This is a genomic window from Nonomuraea sp. B19D2, from assembly GCF_040137845.1.
GTDB lineage: Bacteria > Actinomycetota > Actinomycetes > Streptosporangiales > Streptosporangiaceae > Nonomuraea.
The window spans coordinates 411384-436535 of sequence record NZ_JBEFAK010000002.1 but is presented as its reverse complement, the minus strand read 5'-3'; the positions used below and the strand labels follow the sequence as shown (position 1 = coordinate 436535).

Here is a 25152-nt window from a genome sequence, read left to right as displayed (position 1 = left end):
CAGCGCCTCATGGGGTGACGACCTCCAGATTGCCGGAGTCGGTGGTCAGCTCGATCTGCCGAGCGGCCGAGGAGTCGGTGGGCACCGCGATGTCCTTGTCACCCGAGTCGGTCTTGGCAACGATGTTGTACGGCCCCTGTGGCACGTGGATCGTGATGTTGCCCGAGTCCGAGGAGGTCACGACCTTGTCCGGCGGCCCGCCGAAGGTCAGGTCGACGTCGCCCGAGTCGGTCTCCGCCATGACCCGCTTGGCCGCCAGCCCGTCGGCCTCGATCACCCCGGAGTCGGTGCGGGCATTGAGCTCGCCGGACAGCCCCTCCAGCGTCAGGTCGCCGGAGTCGGAGCTGACATTGACGCGGAGCCCCTTGGGCACCTCCACCTTGTAACTGACCTCGCAGGCAGCGCCGCCGCTGCCCAGCCCCCAGGTGTTGGCGCACTTGAACGACAGCGTCAGCGTGTCGCCCTGCACCTTGTGGCTGGTCTCCGGCTTGGTCTTGCGCCAGCTGAGTTCCTCGGTCACGTGGATGCCCTGGCGGTCCGACTCCACCACCGCGACGGTGCCGGAGTCGGCCTCCACCCGCACTCCCGCCACCTTGTCGCTCACGTCGTAGGACGCGGTGTCCTCATCGAGTGGGCCGGCGAGGCCACACCCGGCTAACAGCGCCGCGAGCCCCGCAAGCCCCGCGATCATGCCCGCTCTTCTCATCCCCATGACTCTGAAGTCTGAGCCAACCGGGCATGCCCGGGCGTCGGGGAATTCCCTGAACGGTCCCTGAGGTTCCCGGCGGCCTATCTCAAACGTGGGCAAAGTGATTGATCACTCGTCGCGGGCGTCGAGCAGGTCCAGGTAGCCCTGGACCGCCTCCCACAGGTGATGCTCCGGATACCGGCTCAGGCTGCGATGCTTCCTGCGCCACTGGCGGTCCCAGTACGAGTCGCGTACGGCACGCAGATGGTCCAGCGCCGCCTGCAGCTCCCCGGCGACCTGGGCGCGCTCCTCCCGAAGCTGGGGCGCCGCCCCGCGCAGCAGGTCGAAGCGGCGCTCGGCGAGCGCCTCGAGCACGCCCTTGTCCGGGCCGTCGAGAGACCAGAACCGGACCGGGTCATGGATGCGGTGGTTCGACACCGGGTCCTGGTGGGAGCGCCACCAGTAGGCGATCCCGCCCTGGTCCAGCCGCAGGAAGTCGACCAGCCACGCGGTGCCGGGCGGATGGGTGCCCCAGCTCACCTCGTCCGGCGGGAGGTTCAGCACCAGGACGATCTCGAGGTGATCGATCGGGTCGGCGCCCGCGAGCACGTCGCCGAACACATGGGCCTCGCGCAGGAACGGCTCGTCCGCCGGCACGCGCCGGGTCTGCTCGCACGCCTGGGCGAGCTGCCGCAGCCTCTCCACCGCCCGCCGGTAACGCATCACTCTGCCGTCCTTCCTCGCGACCAGCGTACGGGCTCGGCCGTCATGCGCGGGCTCAGGACTGACGGGCCGGCGACGACGCCTGATAGGCCCACTGCCAGGCCTGTTCCAGCGGCCCGCGGCTGAACCTGCGCAGCCACAGCGAGGACAGCACCATGAACAGCAGGCAGATCCCGCCCCACGCCACCGGCACCCACCACGGACGGAACCCGTCGAACCGGTCGGCCAGCCCCAGGCCCCAGCCGTAGCAGAGGACGCTGGCCGCCAGGTTCTGGAAGACGTAGCAGGACAGCGCCGTGCGGCCGACGCCCGTGATCCCCCGGCGGAGCACGCCCGGCGCGCCGCGCATGCCTAGCACGATCGAGGTGATCAGCCCGAGCAGGCCCAGGGCGACCATCGGCGCCAGGAGGTAGCGGTCGACGGCGAACCACTCCGGGCCGGCGAAGGAGGTGGCCAGGTTGAGGGGCACGCCGAGACCGAGGCCGACGGCGATCAGCTTCCTGCGCAGGCCCGCGCCGTGCTCCTCGAAGACCCCCGCGCGCAGCAGGCGCGCGCCGAGGAGGAACAGGACGACCCCCATGGGGACGATGAAGACCAGCTCGATGCGGAAGACGACGACGTTCTGGAGGCGGAACGCCACCTGGTCGAGCCAGCCGAGCCGGGCGTAGGGGAGGGTGTCGCCGCCGCCCGGCCCGATCATCAGGGCCGCGGTGGTCAGGGCCACCATGGCGACGTGCAGCGTCCCGGCCGCGACCAGCCACGCGGTGACCGCCCGCCGGCTCCTGCCGATGAGGTACGCGACGATCACCGACGTGATCGCGTAGCCCATCAGCACGTCGAACTCGAAGACCAGGACGAAGTGCAGGGCACCCTCGACGAAGAGCAGCGTCGCGCGCCAGAGATACCTGCCGGGCCAGGCCAGGCCCTTGCGGAGCGCGCTGCGGTGCTGCAGTTCGAGGCCGACGCCGAAGAGCAGGGTCAGCAGGCCGAGGAACTTGCCGTTGGACAGGAAGCGCAGGAACGTCTCCACCACACCGGTGTCGCCGCCGGGCCGCAGGAACTCCGCCGGCCCGCCGGGCGCGGTGAAGATCCAGATGTTCGTGCCGAGCGTGCCCATGATGGCCACGCCACGCAGCACGTCGAGGGCGTCAATGCGTCTGGTCACGCCTTCAAGCGTGCTGGCGCGAACGCCGTACCTGATCGTCCCGTCAGGGGAAATAGCCCGTACATCGATCGATGTACGGGCTTACATCTTTAGTCAGCGAGAGCCAGGACGGCAGCCGCTGATCTATGCGGTCGGCCGGTATTCCACGGAGAGGATGCCGGCCAGCTCGTGCAGGCATTCCTCGAAGACGGGCTCCAGGTCGGTGTCGGCGAAGTCCAGCTGGTGCAGGACTTCCATGCACAGCAGGCCGTACAGGTCAGGCACCGGGAACGGCTGCGTCTGCCACAGCTCGACGGTCAGGTCCAGCAGGACCTGCTCGAACCGCACGGCGGCCTGGTGTCGTGCCGAGTCAGGGCGCTGGTTCGGCGGGCGCGGGCCGGTGCTCCGACCTACCGGCGTGGGCCTTCACCGCCCCCTGCGCGTGTAGGCACGGAGCGACAGCGGGACGAAGATCACCAGCAGCGCGGCCGACCAGAGCAGGACGGCGGTCACCGGATGCGCGAGCGGCCAGGCTACGTCTCCGGACGTCACACCCGGGTTGCCGAACAGCTGCCGTGAGACGGCGGTGAGCGCGCTTACCGGGTTCCAGTCGGCCAGGAAGCGCAGCCAGCCCGGCATGCCGTCGGTCGGGACGAACGCGTTCGACAGCATCGTGAACGGCAGGCCCAGCGGCACCATCGCGTCGGCGACCTGGTCGTTCTTCACCGCCAGGCCCACATAGACGCCCACCCAGCTCAGCGCGTACCGCAGCACGATCATCAGCAGGAACGCCTGGGCCGTGGGGATCAGGCCGCGGTGCGGCTGCCAGCCCACCAGCAGGCCCGTTCCCACCATGATGACCAGCATCAGCAGGCCGGTTAGCAGGTCGGCGCCGGTCTGTCCGAACGGCACCGCCAACCGCGCCATCGGCATGGAGCGGAACCGGTCCATCACACCACGGGAGGCGTCGGCGGCCACCCGCGTCATGACCCCCAACCACGCGGAGAAGGTCACCATCGCGAACAGGCCGGGCATGAGGTACTCGCGGTAGTCGCCGCCGCCCGGCACCTGGATCGCGCTGCCGAAGACGTACCCGAACAGCACCACCATGACGGCCGGGAAGATCAGCGCGGCGACGATCTGCCCAGGTTCTTGCCGCAGCCGTCCCAGCTCGCGGCCGACCAGGGTCAGTCCGTCGGCGAACGTCCAGCGCAGGCGGCCCAGTGGTGAGGTGAGGACGGTCATCGGACGGACTCCTTGCGGTCGGTGAGGCGCAGGAACACCTCGTCGAGGGTGGGGCGGCGCAGGCTCACGTCGGCGGCGGCGACCCCGGCGCGGTCGAGCTCGCGCACGATGTCGGCGAGCCGGAGGCGGCCGCCGGGCAGGGCGACGCTGAGCCGGTCGGCGCCGGTCGTCGTGGGTTCGGTGCCGGCCAGGGTGTTCAGTACGGCTGCCGCTGTCGCAAGTGCGGCGGGGGCTTCGAGGACGACGTCGAGGCGGTCCCCGATCGTGGCCTTCAGCTCGTCCGGAGTGCCGGTGGCGATCACCTGCCCGTGGTCGATGACGGCGATGTCGTCGGCCAGCCGGTCGGCCTCGTCCAGGTACTGCGTGGTGAGCAGCACCGTGGTGCCGTCCGCCACCAGCTCGCGGACGCTGTCCCAGATCTCGCCGCGGCTGCGCGGGTCCAGGCCGGTGGTCGGCTCGTCCAGGAAGAGCACCTCGGGGCGCAGGATGAGACAGGTGATCAGGTCGAGGCGGCGCCGCATGCCGCCGGAGTAGCCGGCGACCTGGCGATCGGCGGCGTCCACCAGGCCGAAGCGGTCGAGCAGCTCGTCGGCCCGCTGGTGCGCCGCGCGCCGGGACAGGTGGGAGAGGCGCCCGAACATGCGCAGGTTGCCGCGGCCGGTGAGCTTCTCGTCCACGGCGGCGGACTGACCCGCGAGCCCGATCCTGGCCCGTACCTCGCCGGCCTCGCGGACGACGTCGTATCCGGCGATGCGGGCGTGCCCGGCATCGGGATCGGACAGGGTCGCCAGGATGCGCACCGCGGTCGTCTTCCCCGCGCCGTTCGGCCCCAGCACCCCGCAGACCGTTCCTTTCGGGACGCCCAGGTCCAGGCCCCGTAGTGCATGGGTGTCGCCGAAGGACTTGTGCAGCCCCTCGGCGACCACGATCGGATCAGGCATGACCCCTCCACTGGGTACGTTGTACGCGGTTGCGGGTCAGGTTAGATTACTGGGTACCATGTACGCAACTGGGAGGAGGAAGCGGTGGCTGACGCCGAGTACGTGAGCATCTGGATGCGGCCCGAGCGCCCGGCCCGCGGGCCGAAGCCGGTCTACAGCCGCGCGCAGATCACCGAGGCGGCGATCCGGATCGCCGACGCCGAGGGGCTGGAGGCCGCCACCATGCGGCGGATCGCCGCCGAGATCGGCGCGGGCGCGATGTCCCTCTACCGGTACGTCCCGAGCCGCGACGACCTCGTCGAGCTCATCGCCGACCGGCTGCAGGGCGAGGTCGACGTCGAGGGCATGCCCTCCGGCGACTGGCGCGCGGATCTGACGCGCTACGCCGACGGGCTGCGGGCGATGTGGCTTCGGCACCCGTGGATCGCCACCGTGCAGCGGTCACTCCCCAGCTTCGGCCCCAACCAGCTGCGCCTGATCGAACGGGTGATGGGCGCCCTCGACCCGCACGTCTCCATCGACGAGAACCTCGGCCTCATGGCCATGCTGAACGGCTATGTCGAGGGCGCCGTCCGCGAGGAGATCAGCTGGGCCGAGGAGGTCCGCCGCAGCGGGCTCAGCGAGTCGGAGTGGATGACGCGGAGCTCCCCGCGCGTCCACCAACTGCTGGAGAGCGGGGACTACCCGATCTTCAGCAAGATCGTGATGGAGGCGCGCCGGCCGCACCTGAGCCGCGACGACCAGTTCCGGTACGGGCTCCAGCGCGTCCTCGACTGCATCGCCGCGGCCCTCCCGCCAACGGCCGAGCCTCCGGCATAGGTCATCTGACGCGACCAGTCCCCGGCCATGCAGCCCGACCTGTCCAGCGCCCTGTGTGACGAAACCCCAGCCGCGGCGGCCATGGTCTTCTTGCCGTCGGGCGTGCGGTAGATCAGCGCCCCGTAGCCGTCGTTGCCGCCGCCGTGGTTGAAGACGGCGCCGACGCAGCCCAGGCCCGGGTCCTGCGCGTACGGCCCTGTGCCGCGGTCACGCGTCCCAGGTGACCGGGAGGCTCTTGACCCCGTAGATGTCGGCGGTCTCCGGGCGCAGGGCGACCTCTTCGGCCGGTACGGCCAGGCGCAGCGTGGGGAAGCGGTTGAGCAGCGCGGGGAGCGCGACGCGCAGCTCGACGCGGGCCAGCTGCTGGCCCAGGCACTGGTGGATGCCGTGGCTGAAGGCCAGGTGTCCGCCCTCCTGCCTGCGCAGGTCGAGCACGTGGGGGTCGGTGAAGCGCTCGGGGTCGCGGTTGGCGGTGGCGTACGACAGGATGAGCGTCGAGCCGGCCTTGATGGTCTGGCCGCCCAGCTCGACGTCCTCCAGCGCGACCCTCGCGAACTGCTTGGCGACGGTCAGATACCGCAGCAGCTCCTCCACGGCCCCGTCGGTGAGCGCGGGTTCGGCGCGCAGCGCCGCGAGCTGCTCCGGGTTCTGCAGCAGCGCGAAGGTGCCCAGCGCCAGCATGTTCGCGGTGGTGTCGAACCCGGCCGACAGCAGGATCAGGGCGATCCCCTTCAGCTCCTCATCGGTCAGGTCGCTGTCGAGCAGGTCGCTGAGCACGTCGTCGGTGGGGTTGGCGCGCTTGGCGGCCACCAGCTCCGCGAGATAGGTCTGGGTCGCGGTGTAGGCCGCGATCAGCTCCTCGTCGCTGACCTCCCCGCCGAGGAACTTGTCGATGTTCTCCTGGAAGGAGCCCCGGTCCTCGTACGGCACGCCCAGCAGCTCGCAGATGATGACGGCGGGAATGGGCTTGGCGAACGCGGTCACCAGGTCCACCGACGGCCCGGCCTGCTCCATGGCGTCCAGGTGCTCGGCGGTGACCTGCTCGACGCGCTCGGTCAGCAGTCGCATCCGCCGTACGGTGAACTTGCCCACCAGCGGCTTGCGGTAGCGGCTGTGCTGCGGATCGTCCATCAGCAGGAACTCGCCGGGCGGCGCCGGGGGTACCTCGATGTCGCCGTAGTCGACCAGCGGGTGATGGCGCATGAGCTCCTTGCGTGAGCTGAACCGAGGGTCGGCCAGGACAGACCGGACCAGGTCGTAGCCGGTGACCAGCCAGCCCTGGTGTCCGTCGGGAAAGGGGAAGCGGCTGATCGGGCCGTGCTCGCGGGCGTCGATCAGCTCCTTGGGCGGGTCGAAGGGACAGCCGGGCTGACGCGCGGTCGGCAGCGTGGTGACGACGTGTTCCATGGTCATTCCTCTCATCGGCCTGGGGTTCAAATCGCGATGTGGCTGAGCCGTTCGTGGCATCCACCATCGCCGACCGCCCTGATATGGGGCCGTCGCCGTGCTGACACGGCCGCTGACACGACACCGCCTCGCTGCGGAAGGCCAAGATCTACGCGGACATCGGACTGTGGCTGATCCACCACCCGTCAAAACAGAAAGTCCTGGTCACGTCTGCTCGTGACCAGGTCCTGGGGTTCATCGGGGGCTCTGTGCGGCGGCTAGCGCTCGTCGGCGGGGTAGTCGGCAGAGCGGCTCACGTCGGCCCATTTCGCGGTTTCCGCGGCGCGGATCTCGGCGGCTTTCTGGGCGGAGGCAACGGCGTCGCTGCCGAGGAGGAGCCGTCGGGGCGGGTCGTCGTCGAGCTTCATGTCCATGGTCGTGATCTCTCTTTCGCCTGGTGGGCTATCGGGTGGCGCGCGCGGCCTTCTCGATGACGCCGGCCACGGTCTTGGGCTGGGAGACGGCGACGGAGTGGGAGGCGCGTACTTCGACGGAGTGCGCGTGGGCGCGCTTGGCCATGAAGCGCTGGACTCTGGCGGGGATGTTGAGGTCCTGCGTCGTGATGATGGCCCAGCTGGGCTTGTCCTTCCAGGCGGCGGCCGCGGTCTTCTCCTCCAGGGCGGACTGGGCGATGGGCCGCTGGGTGGCGGCCATGAGGGCCGCGGTGCCGGCCGGTACGTCGGCGGCGAACTGATGGTGGAACTTGCCGGGCTTGATGTACAGGTCGGTCCCGCTGGTGCCGTCGGGGAGGGTGAAGGGGGTCGGGTCGAGGGTGCCGGGGAGGGTGAAGGGGGTCGGGTCGAGGGTGCCGGGGAGGGCGGAGCCGGGGTACTTGTTCGTCAGCTCCAGGGCGGTCTCGCCGGGGGCGGGCAGGAAGGCGGCGACGTACACGAGGGCCTTGACCTGGGGGTCGTTCGCGCCGGCGACGCTGATGACCGACGCCATCGCCGCCGCGGCAGGGGTGGACCGCCGCACCGTCTACCGCCGCTTCGCCTCCCGGGAAGACCTCATGGCCGCCGTCTACGGAGCACGCTACGACGCGGTCGAGGCGGCCATCGAGGCCGCCAGGCTGCGCGAGGCCCCGGTCGCGGTCGCACTGCACCGCTACGTCGAAGGCATCATCGCCGTCAACCGCAAATTGCCCGTGGAAACGAGCCGCATGCTCCGCGAGGTGACGCTCCGCGAGCGCCGCCGCCTGATCGACGAGGTCGACGCCTTCCTGCAGCGCGCCACCGACGAGGGCCTGTTGCGCTCCGACCTGCCGCCCGGCTGGGTGGCCACGGTCCTGCCACCGCTGATGGAACACGCCGCCGAGGACCTGTCCGAGCTGAGCGCCGCACAGGCCGCCGACGTCGTGGTCGACACACTGCTGCGGGGCGTCGGCACCCCGCAGGCGCGCTGACCCTGCCTGCAAACGGTTGACGACGCGTATACACGCCATGGCAGGGCCTAGTCCGTGGCTGCCACGAAGGCCGTCACGGCACGGGCGAAGGCGTCCGGCTCTTCGACGTGACCGAGATGGCCGCTCTTCTCCAACAGGACCAGCTCGGCGCCCGCCGGCATCCGCAGGTACTCCCACGACAGCCCCGGGCCGCCCGGGTGGGCCAGGCAGACGGGCCCGGCCCCGGCGACGTGGTGGCGCTGGGCGACGCCCCCGACGCTGACAGTGTGCGTGCCCGGCGACAGCGGGGTCGTGACGGCGGTGTTCATGTGTCTCCCTTGCGTATGGTGCGATGACCGGAAGTGCCGGTGTCTCCGGCGGTTCGCGAGATATCGGGGTGACTCGACATGGCGCACGACCATAGGCGCCGCCTGCATGCGAAACGTTGACGACGCGTACACGCCGCGGCCGGGGCAGGCCGTCGCGCGCACAGCTCGCGGAGTCCGTCAAGCGCTGCTTTGGGGTGTCCAGTTCCGTACGGCGGGGGCGTACCCGGCAGGCTTGTCCCCGACCTTGACGCCCGGGCTGACCAGCCAGCTCTGATAGTCCGGGGTGAACATCTGGTAGACCGACGGGGGCGGCACGGAACTGGCCTGGTCAAGTTCGGCGCGCAGTTCGGCCGGCAGTTCGAAGTCGAGGGCCGCCATGTTGGCGTCGAGCTGGTCCGCGCTGCTCGCTCCGGCGATCGCCGAGGCGACACCGGGCTGGGTGGCGACCCAGTTGAGTGCTACCTGGGCCATCGTCACGCCGAGCTTGCCGGCGACGCTCTCCACCGCGGCCAGCAGCCGCCAGTCCCTTTCCGTCCACGAGCGGCCGTGGGAGCCGGCGCCGCTGAGCCGGCCGTCTCCGGCCAGCCCCTGGTCAGCGCTTCGGTACTTGCCGGTCAGGAAGCCGCCGCCGAGCGGGCTCCATGCGGTGATGCCGAGTCCCAGGCTCTGCCCCATGGCGACGTGTTCCAGTTCGACGGTCCGGTCGATGAGGGAGTAGGGCAGTTGCAGGCTGACCGCCGGTACGAGGGAGTGGGCCTCGGCGTAGGTCTGGGCGCGTGCCGCGTACCAGCTGGGCACGTCGGACAGGCCCGCGTAGCGGATCTTTCCGGCTCTGGTGAGGTCGTCGAAGGTCCGCATGACCTCCTCGACGGGAGTGATCCGGTCCCAGGTGTGCAGCAGGAACAGGTCGATGTAGTCGGTGCGCAGGCGGCGCAGTGACGCCTCGACCGCTCTGACCATGTGCTTGCGGCCGTTGCCTCCCGCGTTCGGATCGCCGGGGTCGACGCTGTTGGTGAACTTGGTGGTGAGCACCACTTTGTCGCGCACCTTGGCTTCCGCGATGAGGTTGCCGAGGATGGTCTCGCTCTGGCCGGCGGTGTAGAAGTCCGCGGTGTCGATGAGGTTGCCGCCTGCTTCGAGGTAGCGGCGGAAGATCGGGCGGGCCTGCTCCTCGGTCTTGCCGTAGGCGGCGTGGAAGCCGCCGGTGCCGAAGTTCATCGTGCCCAGTGCCAGTCGGCTGACGCGTAGTCCGGAACGTCCGAGCAGGTAGTAGTGGTCCAGGGGCATGAGGGTGTCGCTCCGTTCGCAAGCGGATTCGAGGAGGTCGGGACGGACACTCGTCAGCTTGCGTAGCCAAAAATGGACTGTCAAGTCCAAAAATGGCCACCCACGGCCCGGAAGCTCCCGGCGGCTGCTATGGTGAAAAACGCTTGAGATCGGAAGCTGGGAGACCAGACATGGCAGGTGACGACGACATCTCCGGGTGATACCGGAGGTTGATCGGCCCCGGCAGGCGCACATGACCGCCGCCGATGTGGCCTCGGTCGTCGTTCCCCGAACCCCTGTCCCCTTTGCCGGGCGGCTTCGGCGCGCCCGCGTTCTCGTACGAGGTCTTCTCCCATGTCCGATGCGTTCATCGTCTGTTCCGACCTGTCCTTCTCCTGGCCTGACGACACGCCCGTCTTCAGCGACCTGTCCTTCACCGTGGGTGGCGGCCGCACCGGCCTCGTCGCTCCGAACGGCGCGGGCAAGAGCACGCTGCTCAAGCTGATCGCCGGCGAGCACCGGCCCCGTGGCGGCAGCGTGTCCGTTCACGGCGTGCTCGGCTACCTGCCGCAGAGCCTGCCCCTCACCGGCGACCTGACCGTGGCGGAGGTTCTCGGCATCGCCCCGGTGATCGCCGCGCTGGACGCCATCGAAGCGGGGGACGCCGACGAGGAGCACTTCACCACCATCGGCAACGACTGGGACATCGAGGAGCGCACCCGTGCCCAGCTCGACCGGCTCGGACTCGGCGAGCTCGCGTTCGACCGCACGCTGGGCACGCTGAGCGGCGGCCAGGTCGTCTCGCTCGGCCTGGCCGCGCAGCTCCTCAAGCGGCCCGACGTCCTGCTGCTCGACGAGCCGACGAACAACCTCGACCTCGGCGCCCGCCGCAGGCTCTACGACGTTCTCGGCGACTGGAACGGCTGCCTGCTCGTGGTCAGCCATGACCGGACCCTGCTCGACCGCATGGATCGCATCGCCGAGCTCAACCGCGGCGAGATCCGCTTCTACGGCGGCGACTTCACCGCGTACGAGGAAGCCGTCCGCACCGAGCAGGAGGCCGCCGAACGCAACGTGCGCAGCGCCGAGCAGGAGCTCAAGCGCGAGAAGCGGGAGATGCAGCAGGCCCGCGAGCGCGCCGAGCGCCGGGCCGGCAACGCCGCCCGCAACCTCAAGAGCGCCGGGCTGCCGCGGATCTTCGCCGGGAACATGAAGCGCGGCGCGCAGGAGTCGGCCGGGCGGGCGGGCCAGATGCACGCCGCCCGCGTCGGCGACGCCAAGGCCAGGCTCGACGAGGCCGGGCGGGCGCTGCGCGACGACCAGAGGATCGCGCTGGAGCTGCCGGGGACCAACGTGCCGGCCGGGCGCACTGTCTTCCAGGGCGAACACCTGCAGGCCCGCGGCCTGTTCGCCGAGCCGGGCATCGACCTGACCGTCCGCGGGCCCGAGCGGATCGCGCTGACCGGCCCCAACGGCGCGGGCAAGTCAACCCTGCTGCGCCTGATCAGCGGCGACCTGGAGCCCGACGGCGGCACGACCAGGCGGGCCGACGGCCGGGTCGCCTACCTGTCGCAGCGGCTCGACCTGCTCGACGTCGAGCGCACCGTGGCCGAGAACCTGGCCGCGTTCGCCCCGAGCATGCTGGAAGCGGAGCGGATGAACCTGCTCGCCCGCTTCCTGTTCCGCGGCGCCCGTGCCCACCTGCCGGTGGGCGTGTTGTCGGGCGGCGAACGGCTGCGCGCCACCCTGGCCTGCGTGTTGTGCGCCGAGCCGGCGCCCCAGCTCCTCCTGCTCGACGAGCCCACCAACAACCTCGATCTGGTCAGCGTGGGGCAGCTGGAGAGCGCGCTCGGCGCGTACGAGGGGGCGTTCGTGGTGGTCAGCCACGACGAGCGGTTCCTCGCGGAGATCAAGGTGGAGCGCTGGCTGGAGCTGTCCGGCGGGCGGCTGCTGGAGGCGGGAGGGCCCGCCGGTGACTGACGCGGGTGCGGTCGGCTTTGCTCGCGGGGTTCATCGCTGGAGGGTCTGGCTGCGGTCGATGATGTCCAGAACGGCGTCCCTGGTCTGGCGGAAGACGGCGACGGTCTCGTCGGCGGCCGCGGTGACGGCCTGCTCGGCGGGTGCGACCGCGGGTTCGAGCAGCAGGGCCACGGCGTCGGAGAGGACGTCGCCGGGGTCGCCGGCGCTGGGCGGGGCGGAGTCCGGGTGGGACATGGCGGTGCCGAAGCCGATGAGCGCGGCGTGCATGGCGTAGGACTGGTCGGCCAGCGGGCGGTCCTGGCGGATCAGGCCGTGCCGGCGCAGGATCGGCATGACCGCCTCGCACATGGCGCTGGGCTGAGTGCGCTCGAACAGGTCGCGGTCGCCGGCCTGCTCGGTGAGCAGCCGCAGCACTTCGGCGTCCTTGGCGGTGAGGCGGCGTGCCAGGGGGGATCGCAGCCCGGTGCGGATCAGCAGCGGGGCCAGGTGGCGCGGCAGCACGGCGGCGGGGTCGGCGGTGATGCGGGCGATGACCTCGTCCAGGAAGGCCAGCAGTTCGCGGGCGAACAGGCCGAGGATGAGGTCCTCCTTGGTGGGCCAGTACAGGTAGACGGTGCCCTTGCCGACCCCGGCCGCGCCGGCGATCTCGCTGACGGTGACCTTGCGCACGCCATGATCGGCCACCAGCTCGCGCGCGCTGTCCAGGATGCGGGCGGCTTTGTGCGAGTGGTGTTCGACCAGCTGACTCACCGTGCTGTTCTCCATTTCGTGCTGTCAGGATGTTCGTTACCGGTCAGGGGGCGGCGACGTCGATGTTCTTGGCCCGCATGTCCTTGTTGTCGAACATTCTCCTGCCCATGGCCCTGCCGACGCCCGGCATCCGCATCAGACGCATCATCCCTGCACGCAGGAGATGCTCCTTACGGTCATGCGGGGTGAAGACGCGGCGGCCGGGCAGGGCGCTGTCTTGCTGCAGGTGGATGAACGGCCTCATGCGCGCCTCCCAGGCCCGAAGCGCACCGGGCAGGTCACCGGGGTGGCGCTGCAGCATGGTGCCCAGCAGTTCGCCACCGGCCAGGCCGCTGGAGGCGCCCATACCCGCATACAGGGTGACGCACCAGGCGGAGTCGCCGATCAGGACGACCCGGCCGCGGTGCCAGCGCGGCATCTTGACCTGCTGCACCGAGTCGAACAGCGCGTCGGGTGCCTGCTCGTAGCGCGTCAGCAGCTCTTCCAGCAGGGGACCGGTGGGCTCGGGGCCGTAGGCGGCGCGGATGGACTCGATCGGCGGGCGGCGGAACTCCGCGTCGATGTCGTGCGTGCGGTAGGAGAACAGCAGGCTCGGGGCGTGATCGGCGAACGGGAAGGCCCACACCGAGCGGCCGGGTTCGGCCAGGACCAGGCCCTCTTCCTGGCGGAAGCCCTCGATCGGCTCGTCCAGGACGGTGGCGCCGATCATGTAGTTCAACGGGTGCAGGTACTCCTCGGGGCCGAAGACGAGCCTGCGCACCGTGGAGCGCATCCCGTCGGTGCCGATCACCAGGTCGAAGCGCTCGGTGACGGTGGTGCCGGAGGCGGTGTCGTGCAGCGTCACCTCCGCTGCGGCGTCGTCCTGGTCGATGCGGATGGGCACGGTGGAGTAGCGGATCTCCACATCGTCCGGCAGCGCCGCGAACAAACCTCGCTCCACATCGCCGCGCAGCAGCGGGCGGGGTCCTGCGGCCATGGCGAAGGGGTTCATGCCGGGACGGCGGCGCCCCGCGCGGTCCACCTCGTAGCTGGTGACATGGGGACCGCTGCGGTTGCCGATGGCCTCCAGCACGCCCAGCCGCCTGGCCGAGGCGATGCCGGCGCCGAACAGGACGATGAAGTATCCGCCGGAGCGGCGCGCCGGCGCCCGCTCCACCACCACCGGCTCCCACCCGACCTGGCGCAGCCGCAACGCGGTGGCGATGCCGGCGATCCCCAGCCCGACCACCAGCGCCCGGCCGGCCTTGCCGACGTCAGTCATGTCGACTCCTCTCATAGGCTTCCAGACCAGGCTATCCGACGGATTGACCAATTTGGTTCTTCTGGTCAGTTGCGGCCGCACGTACTGCCGGGGCGGTGCGTGTCAGGAGAGCCTGACACGCACGCGCCTGTCAACCCAGCTTTTTCAGCCTGACGGCCTGTTTGAGGAAGACGATGCCGTCGATCATGTCGAGCTGGGCCGGGTCCAGTGGGAAATACGCGAAATCGTGGGAGATGCGTGCGGCGGGCTTCGTGATGGCCTCGGCCAGGCGGCGGGCGTCGATGAGAGAGTGGTCCCACGGGAGCGTGGACAGGATGCCCTCGACGGTGTCCGGGGGCGGGGTGTCGTCGCCGGCCGTGCCGAGGGCCGAGGCCAGGAAGGCGTACCGGTCGCCCAGGTGCGTCCCCGTGATCGCCCCCGCGCCCCACCACTCCAGCAGCTGGTCGCCGAACGGCATGAAGCTCTTGTTCCGCTGCAGGTGGAGGTTGCTGGAGAAGACCAGGGCCGGGCCGTGCTCGGCGACGGCACGCAGGTTGGCGGCCATCATCGCGTCCCGCAGGGCCGACAGCCGGGCCCACCGTGCCGGGGACGTGTCGGCCATCCAGTAGTGGTAGCGGAGCAGGCCGGTGGCGGTGCGCCCGTACAGTGCCGCCCGCTCCCTGTCCTCCGCGCTCAGCCGCGGCGCCTGCGTGTCCAGCAGCGCCACCAGGTCGTCGGCGATCAGTCGCAGCCGCTGGGCGTCGGCGGACTGACCGATCGACTGGGACGGATCCATGGCCGTGGCCTCGTTCGACCACCGGTCGTCGGGGCCCAGCAGCGTGTCGAGGCTTTCCATGGTGCAGGGGAGCGGGCCGTCGAGGAGGGCGTGGAGGGCGGTGAGCGCCTGGCGCGGGCTCGCCGCCCAATACTCCAGAGGGCCGTCGAAGCCGAAGAACCGGAGCTTTTCATCATGCTCCTGGTTGTACGCCCGCATCCAGCGCACGAGCTCGCGGTTGGCCGGTGACGCGCCGAAGCCGTGGCTGAAGCCGCGTTCCATGACGTCATCGAGCGTGCCCGCGCCCGTCGTGATGTAGTCGTCCACCACGAGGCCCATGAGACAGTCGCTCTCGATGGCGAACGACCGGTAGCCCTCGTGCTCGACCAGATGCCGGAAGATCTCGTTGCGCAGCTCGCCCAGCTCCTCCACGAAGTGCCTGGCCTCACCCAGGCCGAGCAGCAGGGGCTTGGCGGGCAGCGACCGGAGGAACGCCGAGACGCCCGCGCCGTCGCACGGACGGGCTGTGTCCTTGATGTCCATGCCTTCAACGGTATCGTTGAACCTTCCGTGTAAACTTTGCCGCGGAAATCCCTGTTACCTTCGCGATAAACCTTCAATCGGCGATGCACCCATGAGGCCAGTGGGCCTGGCGCGCGAGCACGGCCTGGACCGCGTCGTCCCGCGGCCCTGGTGGGAACCAGGCGTCCGGCATCACCCGCCGGGGGTGCCGGCTCGTGGTCCGGGAGTCCGCCCGGCCCCCGCCGCACGCCCCCCAGCTCCGCGCACCAGGAGGAGGGACAGCGCGGCGAGGCCGAAGGCGGCCAGCATGATGACGGCCATGGAGACCGTGCCGTCGCCGAGGAGACCCGAAAGGGGTGAGGCGGCCGCGCCGAGGATGAACTGGCTGCCGCCGAGCAGGCCGGAGGCTGCTCCGGGAGCGTCGTGGCCGAGTGACTGGACGATGGTCGTGGTGGCGGGCAGCGCCGTGCCGAGGCCGGCGACGGTGACGAACAGGCAGGCCCAGGTGGCGGCGACGGAACCGCCGGTCGTGACCAGCGACGCGACCAGGGCCGCCGTACCGGCGCCGGCCACGGTCAGCCCCGCGACGAACAGCGTGTCCACCCGGACGCGGGCGGACAGGCGGCCGAAGAGGACGCTGGAGGCCAGCATGCCGAGGGCGTTGACGGCGAAGACGAGGCTGTACCGCGTGGCCGAGAGGCCGTAGACGTCCTGGAAGACGAACGTCGAGCCGGCGATGTAGGTGAAGAGCGCGGCCCCGGTGAAGGACGAGGCGAGCACGTACCCGACGAGGGCGTGCCGCCGGGCGAGCATCGCGATGGCCTTGACCACGCCGGTCACCCCGCCCGATTGCCTGCGGTCGGCGGGCAGGCTCTCCGGCACCCAGGCGAGGAGCCCCGCGATCAGCAGGACGCCGAAGCCCGCCAGCGCGATGAAGACGAGGCGCCAGGAGCCGACGCCGAGGATGGCCCCGCCGAGCAGCGGCGCGGCCACCGGGGCCATGAACACGATCGCGGACAGGGCCGCGAAGTGGCGACCCGCCTCCGGGGTGCCGTGGAAGCGGTCGGTGAGCACGGCACGGGCGACCACCATGCCCGCCGCCCCGGCGACCCCCTGTAACAGCCGCGCCGCGTCGAAGATCTCGATGCTGGGGGAGACGGCGCAGGCCAGCGACAGCACCGTGAACAGCGCGGCGCCGGCCAGCAGGACGCGGCGGCGGCCCACCGCGTCGCTGACCGGGCCCAGGAGGAGCTGTCCCGCGGCGAGCCCGACGAGAAAGGCCGTAAGCGACAGCTGGACCGAGGAGGCCGCGGTGCCGAAGGATCTGGCCAGGCCGGGGAAGCCGGGCACGTACATGTCGATGGCCAGCGGAGCGACCGCGGTGAGGGCCGCGAGCACGAGGATGAGCCGGCCGGTGTGCTGCCGGCCGGCGGCCCGAGCCCGGTTATGGGACATGGATGACGCCTGCGCCTCCGTCGGACGAGACCTCGGTGCCGGGGAGCGGCGCCGCCATGTCGGCACGCCGCCCGAGAACCTGGCCTGCGATCGCTGACTCCGTTCCGGTACGCCGGTGATCATCGGCGGTGAAGATTATGCATGGTCCGTCCGAAGAATGACACCACTAGTCATGGATGATCCATTCGATTAGCATCGGCGCTGATCGCCCCCGGACACATCTGTCAACGTTCAGGGTTGCGAGGCCCGTCGTATGTATCGCCGGCCTGTGATCGGCAACCCGACAGCTCTTCCAGCAGGCTCGTTTTTTCCCAGCAGGGGGTTATTCGTTCCACCCCGCCCCGCGCCGCGGCATGCCGCACTGAAGGAGGATGGATGCGTACACCCGACATCTACCTGCGCAGTATCGGCGTCCATCTGCCGCCGGTGGTCAGCATCGAGACGGCCGTCGCCGAGGGCAGCTATCCGGCCGACGAGAGGGAGTACTTCCGCCTCGGTGGTGCGGCGGTGGCCGGCGACGTACCGGCTCCAGAGCTCGCGCTCCGTGCGGCCCGGCACGCGTTCGAGCGCTCCGGCGGAATGTCACCGCGCGACCTGGATCTCATGCTGTACGCCGACGTCTGGCACCAGGGGCCGGAGGGCTGGCAGCCGCAGTTCTACCTGCAGCAGTACCTGGTCGGCGGCGACGTCCTGGCGGTCGAGCTGCGGCACGGATGCTGCGGGCTGTTCAGCGCGCTCCAGCTCGCCGCCGGCTATCTGCGGCCCGGCGGCACCGCGCTGCTGGTCGGCGCCGACAACCACGGCAGCCCGCTGGTCGACCGGTGGCGCATGATGGAGGGCTACGTGGTAGGCGACGCCGGGTGCGCGCTGCTGCTCACCACGGACACGGGCTTCGCGCAGTTGCGGTCGGTCAACGTGACCGTGCTGCCGGAGGCCGAGGCGGTGAACGACGGCGGCGTGCCGATGTTCCCACCGGACGCGACCGTGGGCCGACCGCTCGACTTCGCCTCCCGCCACAGTGAGTTCCGCAAGCGACTGCTGGCCCGCGACGGCGCCGGCGTCATGCTGGCGATCCAGTCGACGCTGATGGGGCTGGTCGACCGCACACTGAAGGAGGCGGGGATCACGCTCGACGAGGTGGCGCGCGTAGCGTTCCCGCACGGGCGCTGGGACAACGTGGAGGAGCGGGTGAGCTGGTTCGGGCTGACCTTGGCCGACACCACTTGGGAATACGGCGCCGGCATCGGACACCTTGGGGTCAGTGACCAGTTCGTCGCCCTCGACCACCTGCTGGCCGGCGGGGCGCTGGTCCCCGGAGACTACGTGCTGCTCATCGGGGTGGGTGCCGGCAAGACCTTGGCCTGCGCCGTCCTGCGGATCCTCGACATCCCCGGGCACTACGCCTCGGACGGACCCGGCTGAGCGGCCGTCCGCATCGACGATCGGGTTCGGCCCGCCCGGGAGGCGGCGGACATGTTCGGCTTCGGGCCAGGCGTGACCATCTCGGGCGCCGTCGTGGAGATTCTCGAGTCGCCCGCGTGGGCGCGGATATGAGGAGGCGTTTTGTCATGGATCGACCGGCCGAGATGATCGCGCTGATCGGGATCGGCTGCCGCCTGCCCGGCGGCGTCGGATCGGCGGACGAGTACTGGAATCTGCTGTGCGAGGGCCGGGACGCCAGCGGACCGGCGCCCGCCGACCGCTGGCGCGACTACGCCGATCGCGGCCCTTCGTACGCGGCGGCGCTACGCCGCACCCTCCCCTACGGCAGCTTCCTGGACGGGGTGGCCGACTTCGACGCGGAGTTCTTCGGGCTCTCGCCGCGCGAGGCGGAGCTGATGGACCCCCAGCAGCGCCTGGTGATGGAGACCGCGTGGGAGGCGCTGGAACACGCCGGAGTGTCGCCGGACGCGCTGGCCGGCACGGACGCGGGCGTGTACGTGGGCGTCTGCACCGGCGACTACGGGCATCGCCTGCTGGAGGATCTGCCCGACATCGAGGCGTGGACCGGGATCGGCGCCGCCACCTGCGCGGTCGCCAACCGGGTGTCGTACGCGCTCGACCTGCGCGGCCCGAGCCTGGCGGTGGACACGGCGTGCTCGGCGTCGCTGGTCGCCGTCCACCTGGCCGTCCAGGCCCTGCGCGCCGGCGAGACGGATGTGGCGCTGGCCGGCGGGGTCAACCTCATCCTGTCCCCCGGCGAGACGCTGACCCTGGACGCCGCGGGCACGCTGGCCCCGGACGGGCGGAGCAAGTCGTTCGACGCCGCTGCCGACGGCTACGGGCGGGGCGAGGGCGCGGTCGTCGTGGTGCTCAAGCGGCTCGCCGACGCCGTACGGGACGGGGACCGGGTCCTGGCGACCATCCGCGGCAGCGCGGTCAACCAGGACGGCCGCACCGCGGGCATCATGGCGCCGTGCGGCCAGGCGCAGGAGCACGTCATGCGCCGCGCGCTGCGGCAGGCGGGCGTCGAGCCGGGCACGGTCGGGTACGTCGAGGCGCACGGCACCGGCACGGCGGTCGGCGACCCCCTCGAAGCCGGCGCGCTGGGCGCCGTGTACGGGAAGGGCAGGCCGCCAGAGCGGCCGTGCCTGATCGGCTCGGCCAAGTCCAACATCGGTCACCTCGAGGGTGCCGCCGGCATCGCCGGCCTGGTCAAGGCCGTCCTGGCGCTCGAACGCGGCGAGCTCCCGCCGAGCCGGCTCGACGCACCCACTCCGGCCATCGACTGGGAGGGCGCCGGGCTGCGGGTGGTGGACGCGCCGACGCCGTGGCCCGCCTCCGCGCATCCGCGCCGGGCCGCGGTCTCCGCCTTCGGCTACGGCGGCACCGTCGCCCACGTCGTCCTCGAACAGGCGCCGCCCGCCGGACCACCCGCCGGGGGGACCGCGGGCCGGCTGTATCCGGTGTCCGCCGCGTCGCCGGCAGCGTTGCGGCAGGCCGCAGGCAACCTCGCCGGCGTCGCCGGACGCCTGCCCTCGGCCGACGTCGGGCACACGCTCGCGCTGCGCCGCGCCCACCTGCCGCACCGGGCGGTGGTGGCGGCGCAGAGCCCGGCCGCGCTGGCCGACCGGTTGCGCGCCCTGTCCACCGGCGCCCCGCACGACGCGGTGACCACCGGGCGGGTGCTCTCCGATCCCGGTCCTGGCCCGGTGTTCGTGTTCTCCGGGCACGGCTCGCAGTGGGCCGGCATGGGCCGGGAGCTGCTGGCGACCGAGCCGGTGTTCGCCGCGGTGATCGACGAGCTGGAGCCGGTGTTCGCCGCCGAGATCGGCTTCTCGCCACGGGAGGTGCTTGCCGAGGACGAGCTGACCGAGGTGGACCGGATCCAGACCATGATCTTCGCGATGCAGCTCGGCCTCGTCGAGCTGTGGCACGCGCACGGGGTGCGCCCGCACGCGGTCATCGGCCATTCGGTCGGCGAGATCGCCGCCGCCGTGACGGCTGGGGCGCTGAGCCGCGTGGACGGCGCCCGGCTGATCTGCCGCAGGTCCCGGCTGCTGCGGCGGGTCGCCGGCCGCGGCGCGATGGCCATGGTGCATCTGCCGTTCGCCGAGACCGCGCGGCTGCTGGGGGACCGCACCGACGTGGTCGCCGCGATCGCGGCGTCACCCGGCTCGACGGTCGTCTCCGGCGATCCGGACGCCGTGGCCGACGTGCTGGCCGGCTGGATCAAGGAGGGCATCCCGGGCCGCCGCGTCGCCTCCGACGTGGCCTTCCACGGGCCGCAGATGGATCCGCTCCTGGCCGACCTGGCCGCCGCCGCGGCCGACCTCACGGCCGGCGTCCCCGACATCCGCGTCTACTCGACGGCGCTGGACGATCCGCGCGCGAACCCGGGCTTCGACGGTGCTTACTGGGCGGTCAACCTGCGCCGGCCGGTGCGCCTGGCCGACGCGGTCACGGCGGCCGCGGCCGACGGATACCGCGCGTTCGTCGAGATCTCCCCGCACCCGGTGGTCACCCACTCGGTGCTGGAGACGCTCGGTACGGCCGGTCACGAGGAGGTCTTCGTCGGCATGTCGTTGCGCCGGAACCGGCCCAGCCTGCTGGCCGGCCTGGCCGCGGCGCACTGCGCCGGCCTCGACGTGGACTGGCGCCGGCTGCAGCCGGTCGGCGGGCCGGTCGTGCTCCCCTCATACCCGTGGCAGCACCGCAGGCACTGGCGTGCGCCGTCGGCCCCGGACGCCGCCGGTCGCGGCCACGATCCCGGCACGCACACGCTGCTCGGCGACGGCATCGATCTCGCCGGCACCGACGTACGGCTCTGGCGGACCAGCGTGGACGACCAGACCCGGCCCTATCCCGGCAGCCATGCCATCGAAGGCGTGGAGATCGTGCCGGCCGCGGTGCTCGCGGCGACCTTCTTCGCCGCAGCCGGAGGTCAGGTGCTCGGCGAGGTGCGGATGTCGGCGCCGCTGCTGACCGCCGACCGCCGCGAGGTCCAGGTCGTACGGCAGGGAACCGAGCTGCGGCTGGCCGCCCGTGCCGCCCGTGAACCGGACGCCGCCTGGCAGGTGATCGCCACCGCCACGGTGCCCGCCGAACCGGGACAGGCGCCGGCTCCCCCGGCGCAGCCGCTCGTCCAGGCGGAGCCGGGCCTGGTTACCGAGCGGCTCGCCGCCATCGGCGTACCCGGCACCGGGTTCGACTGGACGGTCGAGGAACTGCTGCGCGGCCACGGCGCGCTGCGCGCCCGGGTCCGGTGCGGGCCGGCCGCCACGTGGGCGCCCGTTCTGGACGCGGCGATGTCGGTGGCGCCGAGCGCGTTCCCCGGTGACCCGCTGCTCCGCATGGTGACGAACGTCGATCGGCTGGTCACCGTCGGAGAGCCACCGGACACGGTCGACATCGAGATCTGGCTCGGCCCCGAACGCGCCGACACGGTGCAGGTACGGGTGACCGACCGCGCCGGCGCCGTCGTCGGCTGGCTGTCGGGACTGCGGTACCCGGTGATCGACGTGCCGGCCGCCGCGGAGAACGGCGCCGAAGGCGTGCGGCCCGTCGAATCCATCGCCGACCTGGGGCCGGAGGAACTGCGCGCGTTCCTGCTCGAGGAGGTCGGCGCGCAGATCGCCCAGGAGATGCGGCTGGCCCCCGCCGACCTGCAGCCGCACCGGCCGCTGATTGAGCAGGGGCTGGACTCGGTGCTGACGGTGGTCGTCCTGCGGCGGCTGGAGAAACGGTTCCGGTGCTCGCTGCCGACGACCTTGCTGTGGCGGCAGCCGACCGTCGCCGCGGTCTCCGACTACATCGCCGGGCTGGTGTCCGCCTCGAACGGTAACGGGCACGCCCACGCGCCGGTGGGCGGGCGTCGCTCATGAGCAGCAGCCCTCGCAGATTCCCACGCGTCCCAAAGCCGTCCCCACCTTTGTCCGTGTCGCCGTGACCGTTGATATTCCGAGTAAGTTCCGTTTCCTCGGCAACTTGATGGGCTGACGGCGCGTCAAAGCCCTTTGTACGGTGCGGGCCGACATCGCATAGGGGGCAGACGAATGGTTGACGCGCCGAAAGCAATTGCGACCGTTCTCTCGCTGGTCCTGGCAGCAGGCCTCGTTGCCTGTTCATCAGACGGAGACCAGCGCGAGGCGGAAGCGGACGCCGGTCAGAGGTCCTCGGGGACTGGCGCCAGTGGAGACTTCGCACAGCAGAACATGATCGTTACGGCCGTCTGCTCGCCGGGGAACGGCAGCGGCGGAGTCATCAACGTCGATGGCTGGAACCCGCAAAGCTGGAAGCACGTGGCGCGTGCGGAGTTCCAACTGCCGGACACGGCGATTGTCGCGTCCGACCAGGCCCGGCCTAACAGCGCCGTGCGGAAACTGTGCGAGCCAGATGAGCTGCCCGCTGATGCCGGGGATGTGGCCGCCATCCGATCACTCTTTGACCAGGACTTCACGAAGATGGCCGTGGTCACCGAGGACCCGCAGACCGAGGCGACTCATGTCGGGTACGTCGACCGTGCGGGCAAGTTCACCGATCTGACCGGGAACGAGGACTTCGGCAACACTCCGCACGAGGACAATGCGGCCTTCTCGCGGGACGGGAGCGCGGTCTGGTTCACGTACGAGGTGGTCGACCAGGCTGGGACCTCCACCAAGAACCGCATCGCGAGCCGAGCGCTTGCCGGGGACCACAAGGCGGTCGACCAGTTGGAGATCGCGACGGTCGGCGAACAGAACCTCATCATGGTGGGGAGAACGCCGAGCCGGGCGGTGCTGACCAGCAGTGCCCAACTCTCGCCGGACGGAAAACGCCTCCTGGCTGAAGGTCGCGTCCTGGAAGTCCCGGCGGAGGGGCAAGCGGTGGGCCCGGACCTCGTGGAGAAGGGCAGATACCTCACTTGTGACGGCGGCTGGCTCGACAACGACACCGTGCTGTGCGAAGCCGACGACAGGTTCGCCGCGCTCGACATCGCCTCGGGGGCGAAGCCCGGAGCGCCCATACTCCCCAGCAACGACCATCAGAACTACGGCATGGTGATCTCCCCCGACAGTCAGAGATTCGCGTTTCTCTCCGCGAAGGGGGCCGCGAAGGATTACTACCTCTGCGACACCAAGCCGGGATCCACGCCCAAGAAGATCGAGCGGACCGGGGAGTTCTCCACGCTCGGTGACACTGCTGCGTTCATCGAGTGGCGCTGAGGCACATGCCTCCGACGGGGACTCCGGATCAACTGTAGGGCCCTGATCCCGTTCTGAACGGGCTCCAGGGCTCGGCCAGTGGGATGCTGCTGGCGACGGCGATGGCGGCGAGACCAGGCGGTAGGTCAGTAGCCGGTTGCGGCGGCCGCTTCGATCCGGACCGTGGCGTGCTTGTCCGCGTTGGCGAGCTTGTCCAGGCCGGCCTCGACGACGCCGAGGCGGACCAGGCCCGGGTCGGGCACCGCCTGGCCGAGGTCGTCGTAGTAGATGGCGATCACGCCGCTCGGGGGCCAGAAGTAGATGTCGCCTGGGGTGGGATCGTGGATCGGTGTGCCGGCCCCGACCGTGAGCGGCTGCGGCAGTCGCCCCGCCTTCGCCTGCCCCCACACGTCCCTCAGTTGCACGGTCAACGGCAGCATCGCCGCCAACTGCCGCGACGGCGGCGTGTCGGTCAACGTCGCGGCGACGGCATGGTCATCCAACCGCAGCACCACCGGCATCCCCGATGCGGCGCTCGCCGTGCCCGACAGTGGCCGCGGCGATGAAAGCGGCCCGGTGTGTGGGTCTGCCGCAAGCGAGCACCCGGCCGAGGCAGCGACCACTGAGGTGGTCAGCAGGGCAGCCGCCAGGCGGCGCGTCCACACGGCGACGGTCACGGTCACGACATCGGTCATGACATCCAGCACATCCGGGCCACCCCAGGGTGAGGAAGTCACTGATGATGGATGTACTCCCAGTACATCCCAACCTGCCGGGGCTTGTCGTAGCCTCGCGTCATGGACAACCGGTCCGAAGTGCGCGAATTCCTCACCTCGCGGCGCGCCAAGATCACCCCTGAGCAGGTGGGCCTGCCGGTCGCCGGTCAGCGCCGCGTCCCCGGACTACGGCGCAGCGAGGTCGCCGCTTTGGCCGGGATGAGCGTGGAGTACTACGCCAAGCTCGAACGCGGCTCCCTGGCTGGAGTCTCAGCCGGCGTTCTCGACGCGGTCGCCCGCGCCCTGCAGCTGGACGACGCCGAACGCGCCCATCTGCTCCGCCTCGCGCACGAGGCCGACGGAAGCAACGCGATCCTGCGCCCTCGCCGCCCCATGCAGTGGACGGCACGGCCCAGCCTGCAATGGATGCTCGACACCATCACCACCGCCCCGGCGATCGTCGGCAACAACCGGATGGACCTGCTCGCCGCCAACCACCTGGGCCGGGCCATGTACTGCGACGTCTACGCCGATCCGACCAGGCCGCCGAACTTCGCCCGCTTCGGCTTCCTCGACAACGCAGCACGCCGTTTCTACCCCGACTGGGACCTGGCTGCCGACATGTGTGTGGCGAACCTACGCACTGCGGCCGGCAAGAACCCGCATGACAAGGGCCTGCACGACCTGATCGGAGAACTGTCCACCCGCAGCGATGACTTCCGCCGCCGGTGGGCAGCTCACAACGTCCGCACCCACGGCACCGGCATCAAGCACTTCCGTCACCACATCGTCGGCGACCTCACCCTGTCCTACGAAAGCATGGACCTGCGCGCCGAGCCTGACCTCACCATGACGATCTACGCCGCCGAACCCGGCTCCCCGTCCGAAGACGCGCTACGCCTGCTCGCCTCCTGGGCCGCCACCCACGAGCACACCGACCAGCCCCAAGACGCAGATCGCCCGCACCGGCACCCCCTCTAGAACGGCCCCCCTCACCGGCGGCCGATTCGGTGCCTCTGGCTAGTCGGCGGTCGGGGGCACGTTCGGGAGAAGACCCATGGCGGGCGGACCCACAATTATCAGAGGAGTATCACGGCTCGTTCTGGAGG

At 70.8% G+C, this 25152-nt stretch carries 23 protein-coding genes; 7 read left to right on the top strand and 16 right to left on the bottom strand.

Translation table 11 applies throughout. From position 1 onward, the window contains the following. Positions 1-7: 7 nt before the first annotated feature. The 6 genes from ABN273_RS05700 to ABN273_RS05675 form a co-directional block, all read right to left on the bottom strand. Positions 8-691, bottom strand: a complete 684-nt coding sequence (locus tag ABN273_RS05700; protein ID WP_349447563.1) for a DUF4097 family beta strand repeat-containing protein — start codon at positions 689-691, stop codon at positions 8-10. 126 nt (positions 692-817) lie between these two features. Beyond that, the gene (locus tag ABN273_RS05695) at positions 818-1411 is read right to left on the bottom strand and encodes a DUF7711 family protein (protein ID WP_502910951.1); all 594 of its coding nucleotides are present in this window, start codon (positions 1409-1411) and stop codon (positions 818-820) included. A gap of 55 nt (positions 1412-1466) precedes the next feature. After that, positions 1467-2576 (bottom strand): DUF418 domain-containing protein, encoded by a 1110-nt coding sequence (locus tag ABN273_RS05690; RefSeq protein WP_349447561.1) that lies wholly within the window; start codon positions 2574-2576, stop codon positions 1467-1469. A 123-nt stretch (positions 2577-2699) separates the two neighbouring features. Next, a complete protein-coding gene (locus ABN273_RS05685; RefSeq protein WP_349447560.1) occupies positions 2700-2903 on the bottom strand; it encodes a hypothetical protein in 204 nt (67 codons plus the stop codon). Between the two features lie 78 nt (positions 2904-2981). Continuing rightward, positions 2982-3800, bottom strand: coding sequence for an ABC transporter permease (locus ABN273_RS05680; RefSeq protein ID WP_349447559.1), 819 nt, complete (start codon positions 3798-3800; stop codon positions 2982-2984). Then, positions 3797-4741: an ATP-binding cassette domain-containing protein gene (locus ABN273_RS05675; RefSeq protein WP_349447558.1), complete on the bottom strand. Its 945-nt coding sequence runs from the start codon at positions 4739-4741 to the stop codon at positions 3797-3799. Before ABN273_RS05675 ends, ABN273_RS05680 begins: the two co-directional genes overlap by 4 nt. An 84-nt stretch (positions 4742-4825) precedes the next feature. Between ABN273_RS05675 and ABN273_RS05670 the strand changes: the two genes are divergently transcribed. After that, positions 4826-5560 (top strand): TetR/AcrR family transcriptional regulator, encoded by a 735-nt coding sequence (locus ABN273_RS05670; RefSeq protein ID WP_349447557.1) that lies wholly within the window; start codon positions 4826-4828, stop codon positions 5558-5560. 207 nt (positions 5561-5767) lie between these two features. Here ABN273_RS05670 and ABN273_RS05665 read toward each other — a convergent pair whose 3' ends face one another. The 3 genes from ABN273_RS05665 to ABN273_RS05655 form a co-directional block, all read right to left on the bottom strand. Continuing rightward, positions 5768-6967 (bottom strand): cytochrome P450, encoded by a 1200-nt coding sequence (locus ABN273_RS05665; RefSeq protein ID WP_502910940.1) that lies wholly within the window; start codon positions 6965-6967, stop codon positions 5768-5770. A gap of 257 nt (positions 6968-7224) precedes the next feature. Beyond that, complete coding sequence (locus tag ABN273_RS05660) at positions 7225-7380, bottom strand: hypothetical protein (protein ID WP_349447555.1); 156 nt, start codon at positions 7378-7380, stop codon at positions 7225-7227. A 28-nt stretch (positions 7381-7408) separates the two neighbouring features. Beyond that, positions 7409-7951, bottom strand: coding sequence for an alpha/beta hydrolase (locus tag ABN273_RS05655; RefSeq protein ID WP_349447554.1), 543 nt, complete (start codon positions 7949-7951; stop codon positions 7409-7411). Between ABN273_RS05655 and ABN273_RS05650 the strand changes: the two genes are divergently transcribed. After that, positions 7938-8408 (top strand): TetR/AcrR family transcriptional regulator, encoded by a 471-nt coding sequence (locus tag ABN273_RS05650; RefSeq protein ID WP_349447553.1) that lies wholly within the window; start codon positions 7938-7940, stop codon positions 8406-8408. The two genes, ABN273_RS05655 and ABN273_RS05650, sit on opposite strands and share 14 nt — an antisense overlap. Before the next feature lie 47 nt (positions 8409-8455). On the opposite strand, the gene ABN273_RS05645 is transcribed toward ABN273_RS05650, so the two are convergent. Both ABN273_RS05645 and ABN273_RS05640 read right to left on the bottom strand, forming a co-directional pair. Further along, positions 8456-8716, bottom strand: coding sequence for an alpha/beta fold hydrolase (locus ABN273_RS05645; RefSeq protein ID WP_349447552.1), 261 nt, complete (start codon positions 8714-8716; stop codon positions 8456-8458). A gap of 177 nt (positions 8717-8893) precedes the next feature. Further along, positions 8894-10003, bottom strand: a complete 1110-nt coding sequence (locus ABN273_RS05640; RefSeq protein WP_349447551.1) for an aldo/keto reductase — start codon at positions 10001-10003, stop codon at positions 8894-8896. 333 nt (positions 10004-10336) lie between these two features. On the opposite strand from ABN273_RS05640, the gene ABN273_RS05635 reads away from it, so the two are divergent. Continuing rightward, positions 10337-11962: an ABC-F family ATP-binding cassette domain-containing protein gene (locus tag ABN273_RS05635; RefSeq protein WP_349447550.1), complete on the top strand. Its 1626-nt coding sequence runs from the start codon at positions 10337-10339 to the stop codon at positions 11960-11962. A gap of 30 nt (positions 11963-11992) precedes the next feature. On the opposite strand, the gene ABN273_RS05630 is transcribed toward ABN273_RS05635, so the two are convergent. The 4 genes from ABN273_RS05630 to ABN273_RS05615 all read right to left on the bottom strand — a co-directional run bounded on the left by ABN273_RS05630 (position 11993) and on the right by ABN273_RS05615 (position 16704). After that, complete coding sequence (locus ABN273_RS05630) at positions 11993-12712, bottom strand: TetR/AcrR family transcriptional regulator (protein ID WP_349447549.1); 720 nt, start codon at positions 12710-12712, stop codon at positions 11993-11995. Between the two features lie 43 nt (positions 12713-12755). Next, positions 12756-13973, bottom strand: coding sequence for an FAD-dependent monooxygenase (locus ABN273_RS05625; protein ID WP_349447548.1), 1218 nt, complete (start codon positions 13971-13973; stop codon positions 12756-12758). A 130-nt stretch (positions 13974-14103) separates the two neighbouring features. Next, on the bottom strand, positions 14104-15270 hold the full coding sequence (locus tag ABN273_RS05620; protein ID WP_349447547.1) for an erythromycin esterase family protein: 1167 nt from the start codon (positions 15268-15270) through the stop codon (positions 14104-14106). A 171-nt stretch (positions 15271-15441) separates the two neighbouring features. Continuing rightward, the gene (locus ABN273_RS05615) at positions 15442-16704 is read right to left on the bottom strand and encodes a multidrug effflux MFS transporter (RefSeq protein WP_349447546.1); all 1263 of its coding nucleotides are present in this window, start codon (positions 16702-16704) and stop codon (positions 15442-15444) included. 375 nt (positions 16705-17079) lie between these two features. Here ABN273_RS05615 and ABN273_RS05610 point away from each other — a divergent pair, with 375 nt between their 5' ends. The 3 genes from ABN273_RS05610 (at position 17080) to ABN273_RS05600 (ending at position 23348) form a co-directional block, all read left to right on the top strand. Next, on the top strand, positions 17080-18126 hold the full coding sequence (locus tag ABN273_RS05610; protein ID WP_349447545.1) for a ketoacyl-ACP synthase III family protein: 1047 nt from the start codon (positions 17080-17082) through the stop codon (positions 18124-18126). Positions 18127-18272: 146 nt separating this feature from the next. Continuing rightward, positions 18273-22028, top strand: coding sequence for a type I polyketide synthase (locus tag ABN273_RS05605; protein ID WP_349447544.1), 3756 nt, complete (start codon positions 18273-18275; stop codon positions 22026-22028). Positions 22029-22199: 171 nt separating this feature from the next. After that, complete coding sequence (locus ABN273_RS05600; protein WP_349447543.1) at positions 22200-23348, top strand: hypothetical protein; 1149 nt, start codon at positions 22200-22202, stop codon at positions 23346-23348. Positions 23349-23473: 125 nt separating this feature from the next. On the opposite strand, the gene ABN273_RS05595 is transcribed toward ABN273_RS05600, so the two are convergent. After that, the gene (locus ABN273_RS05595) at positions 23474-24022 is read right to left on the bottom strand and encodes a cyclophilin-like fold protein (RefSeq protein ID WP_349447542.1); all 549 of its coding nucleotides are present in this window, start codon (positions 24020-24022) and stop codon (positions 23474-23476) included. A 102-nt stretch (positions 24023-24124) separates the two neighbouring features. Between ABN273_RS05595 and ABN273_RS05590 the strand changes: the two genes are divergently transcribed. Continuing rightward, positions 24125-25024 (top strand): helix-turn-helix transcriptional regulator, encoded by a 900-nt coding sequence (locus ABN273_RS05590; protein WP_502910939.1) that lies wholly within the window; start codon positions 24125-24127, stop codon positions 25022-25024. Positions 25025-25152 lie beyond the last annotated feature (128 nt).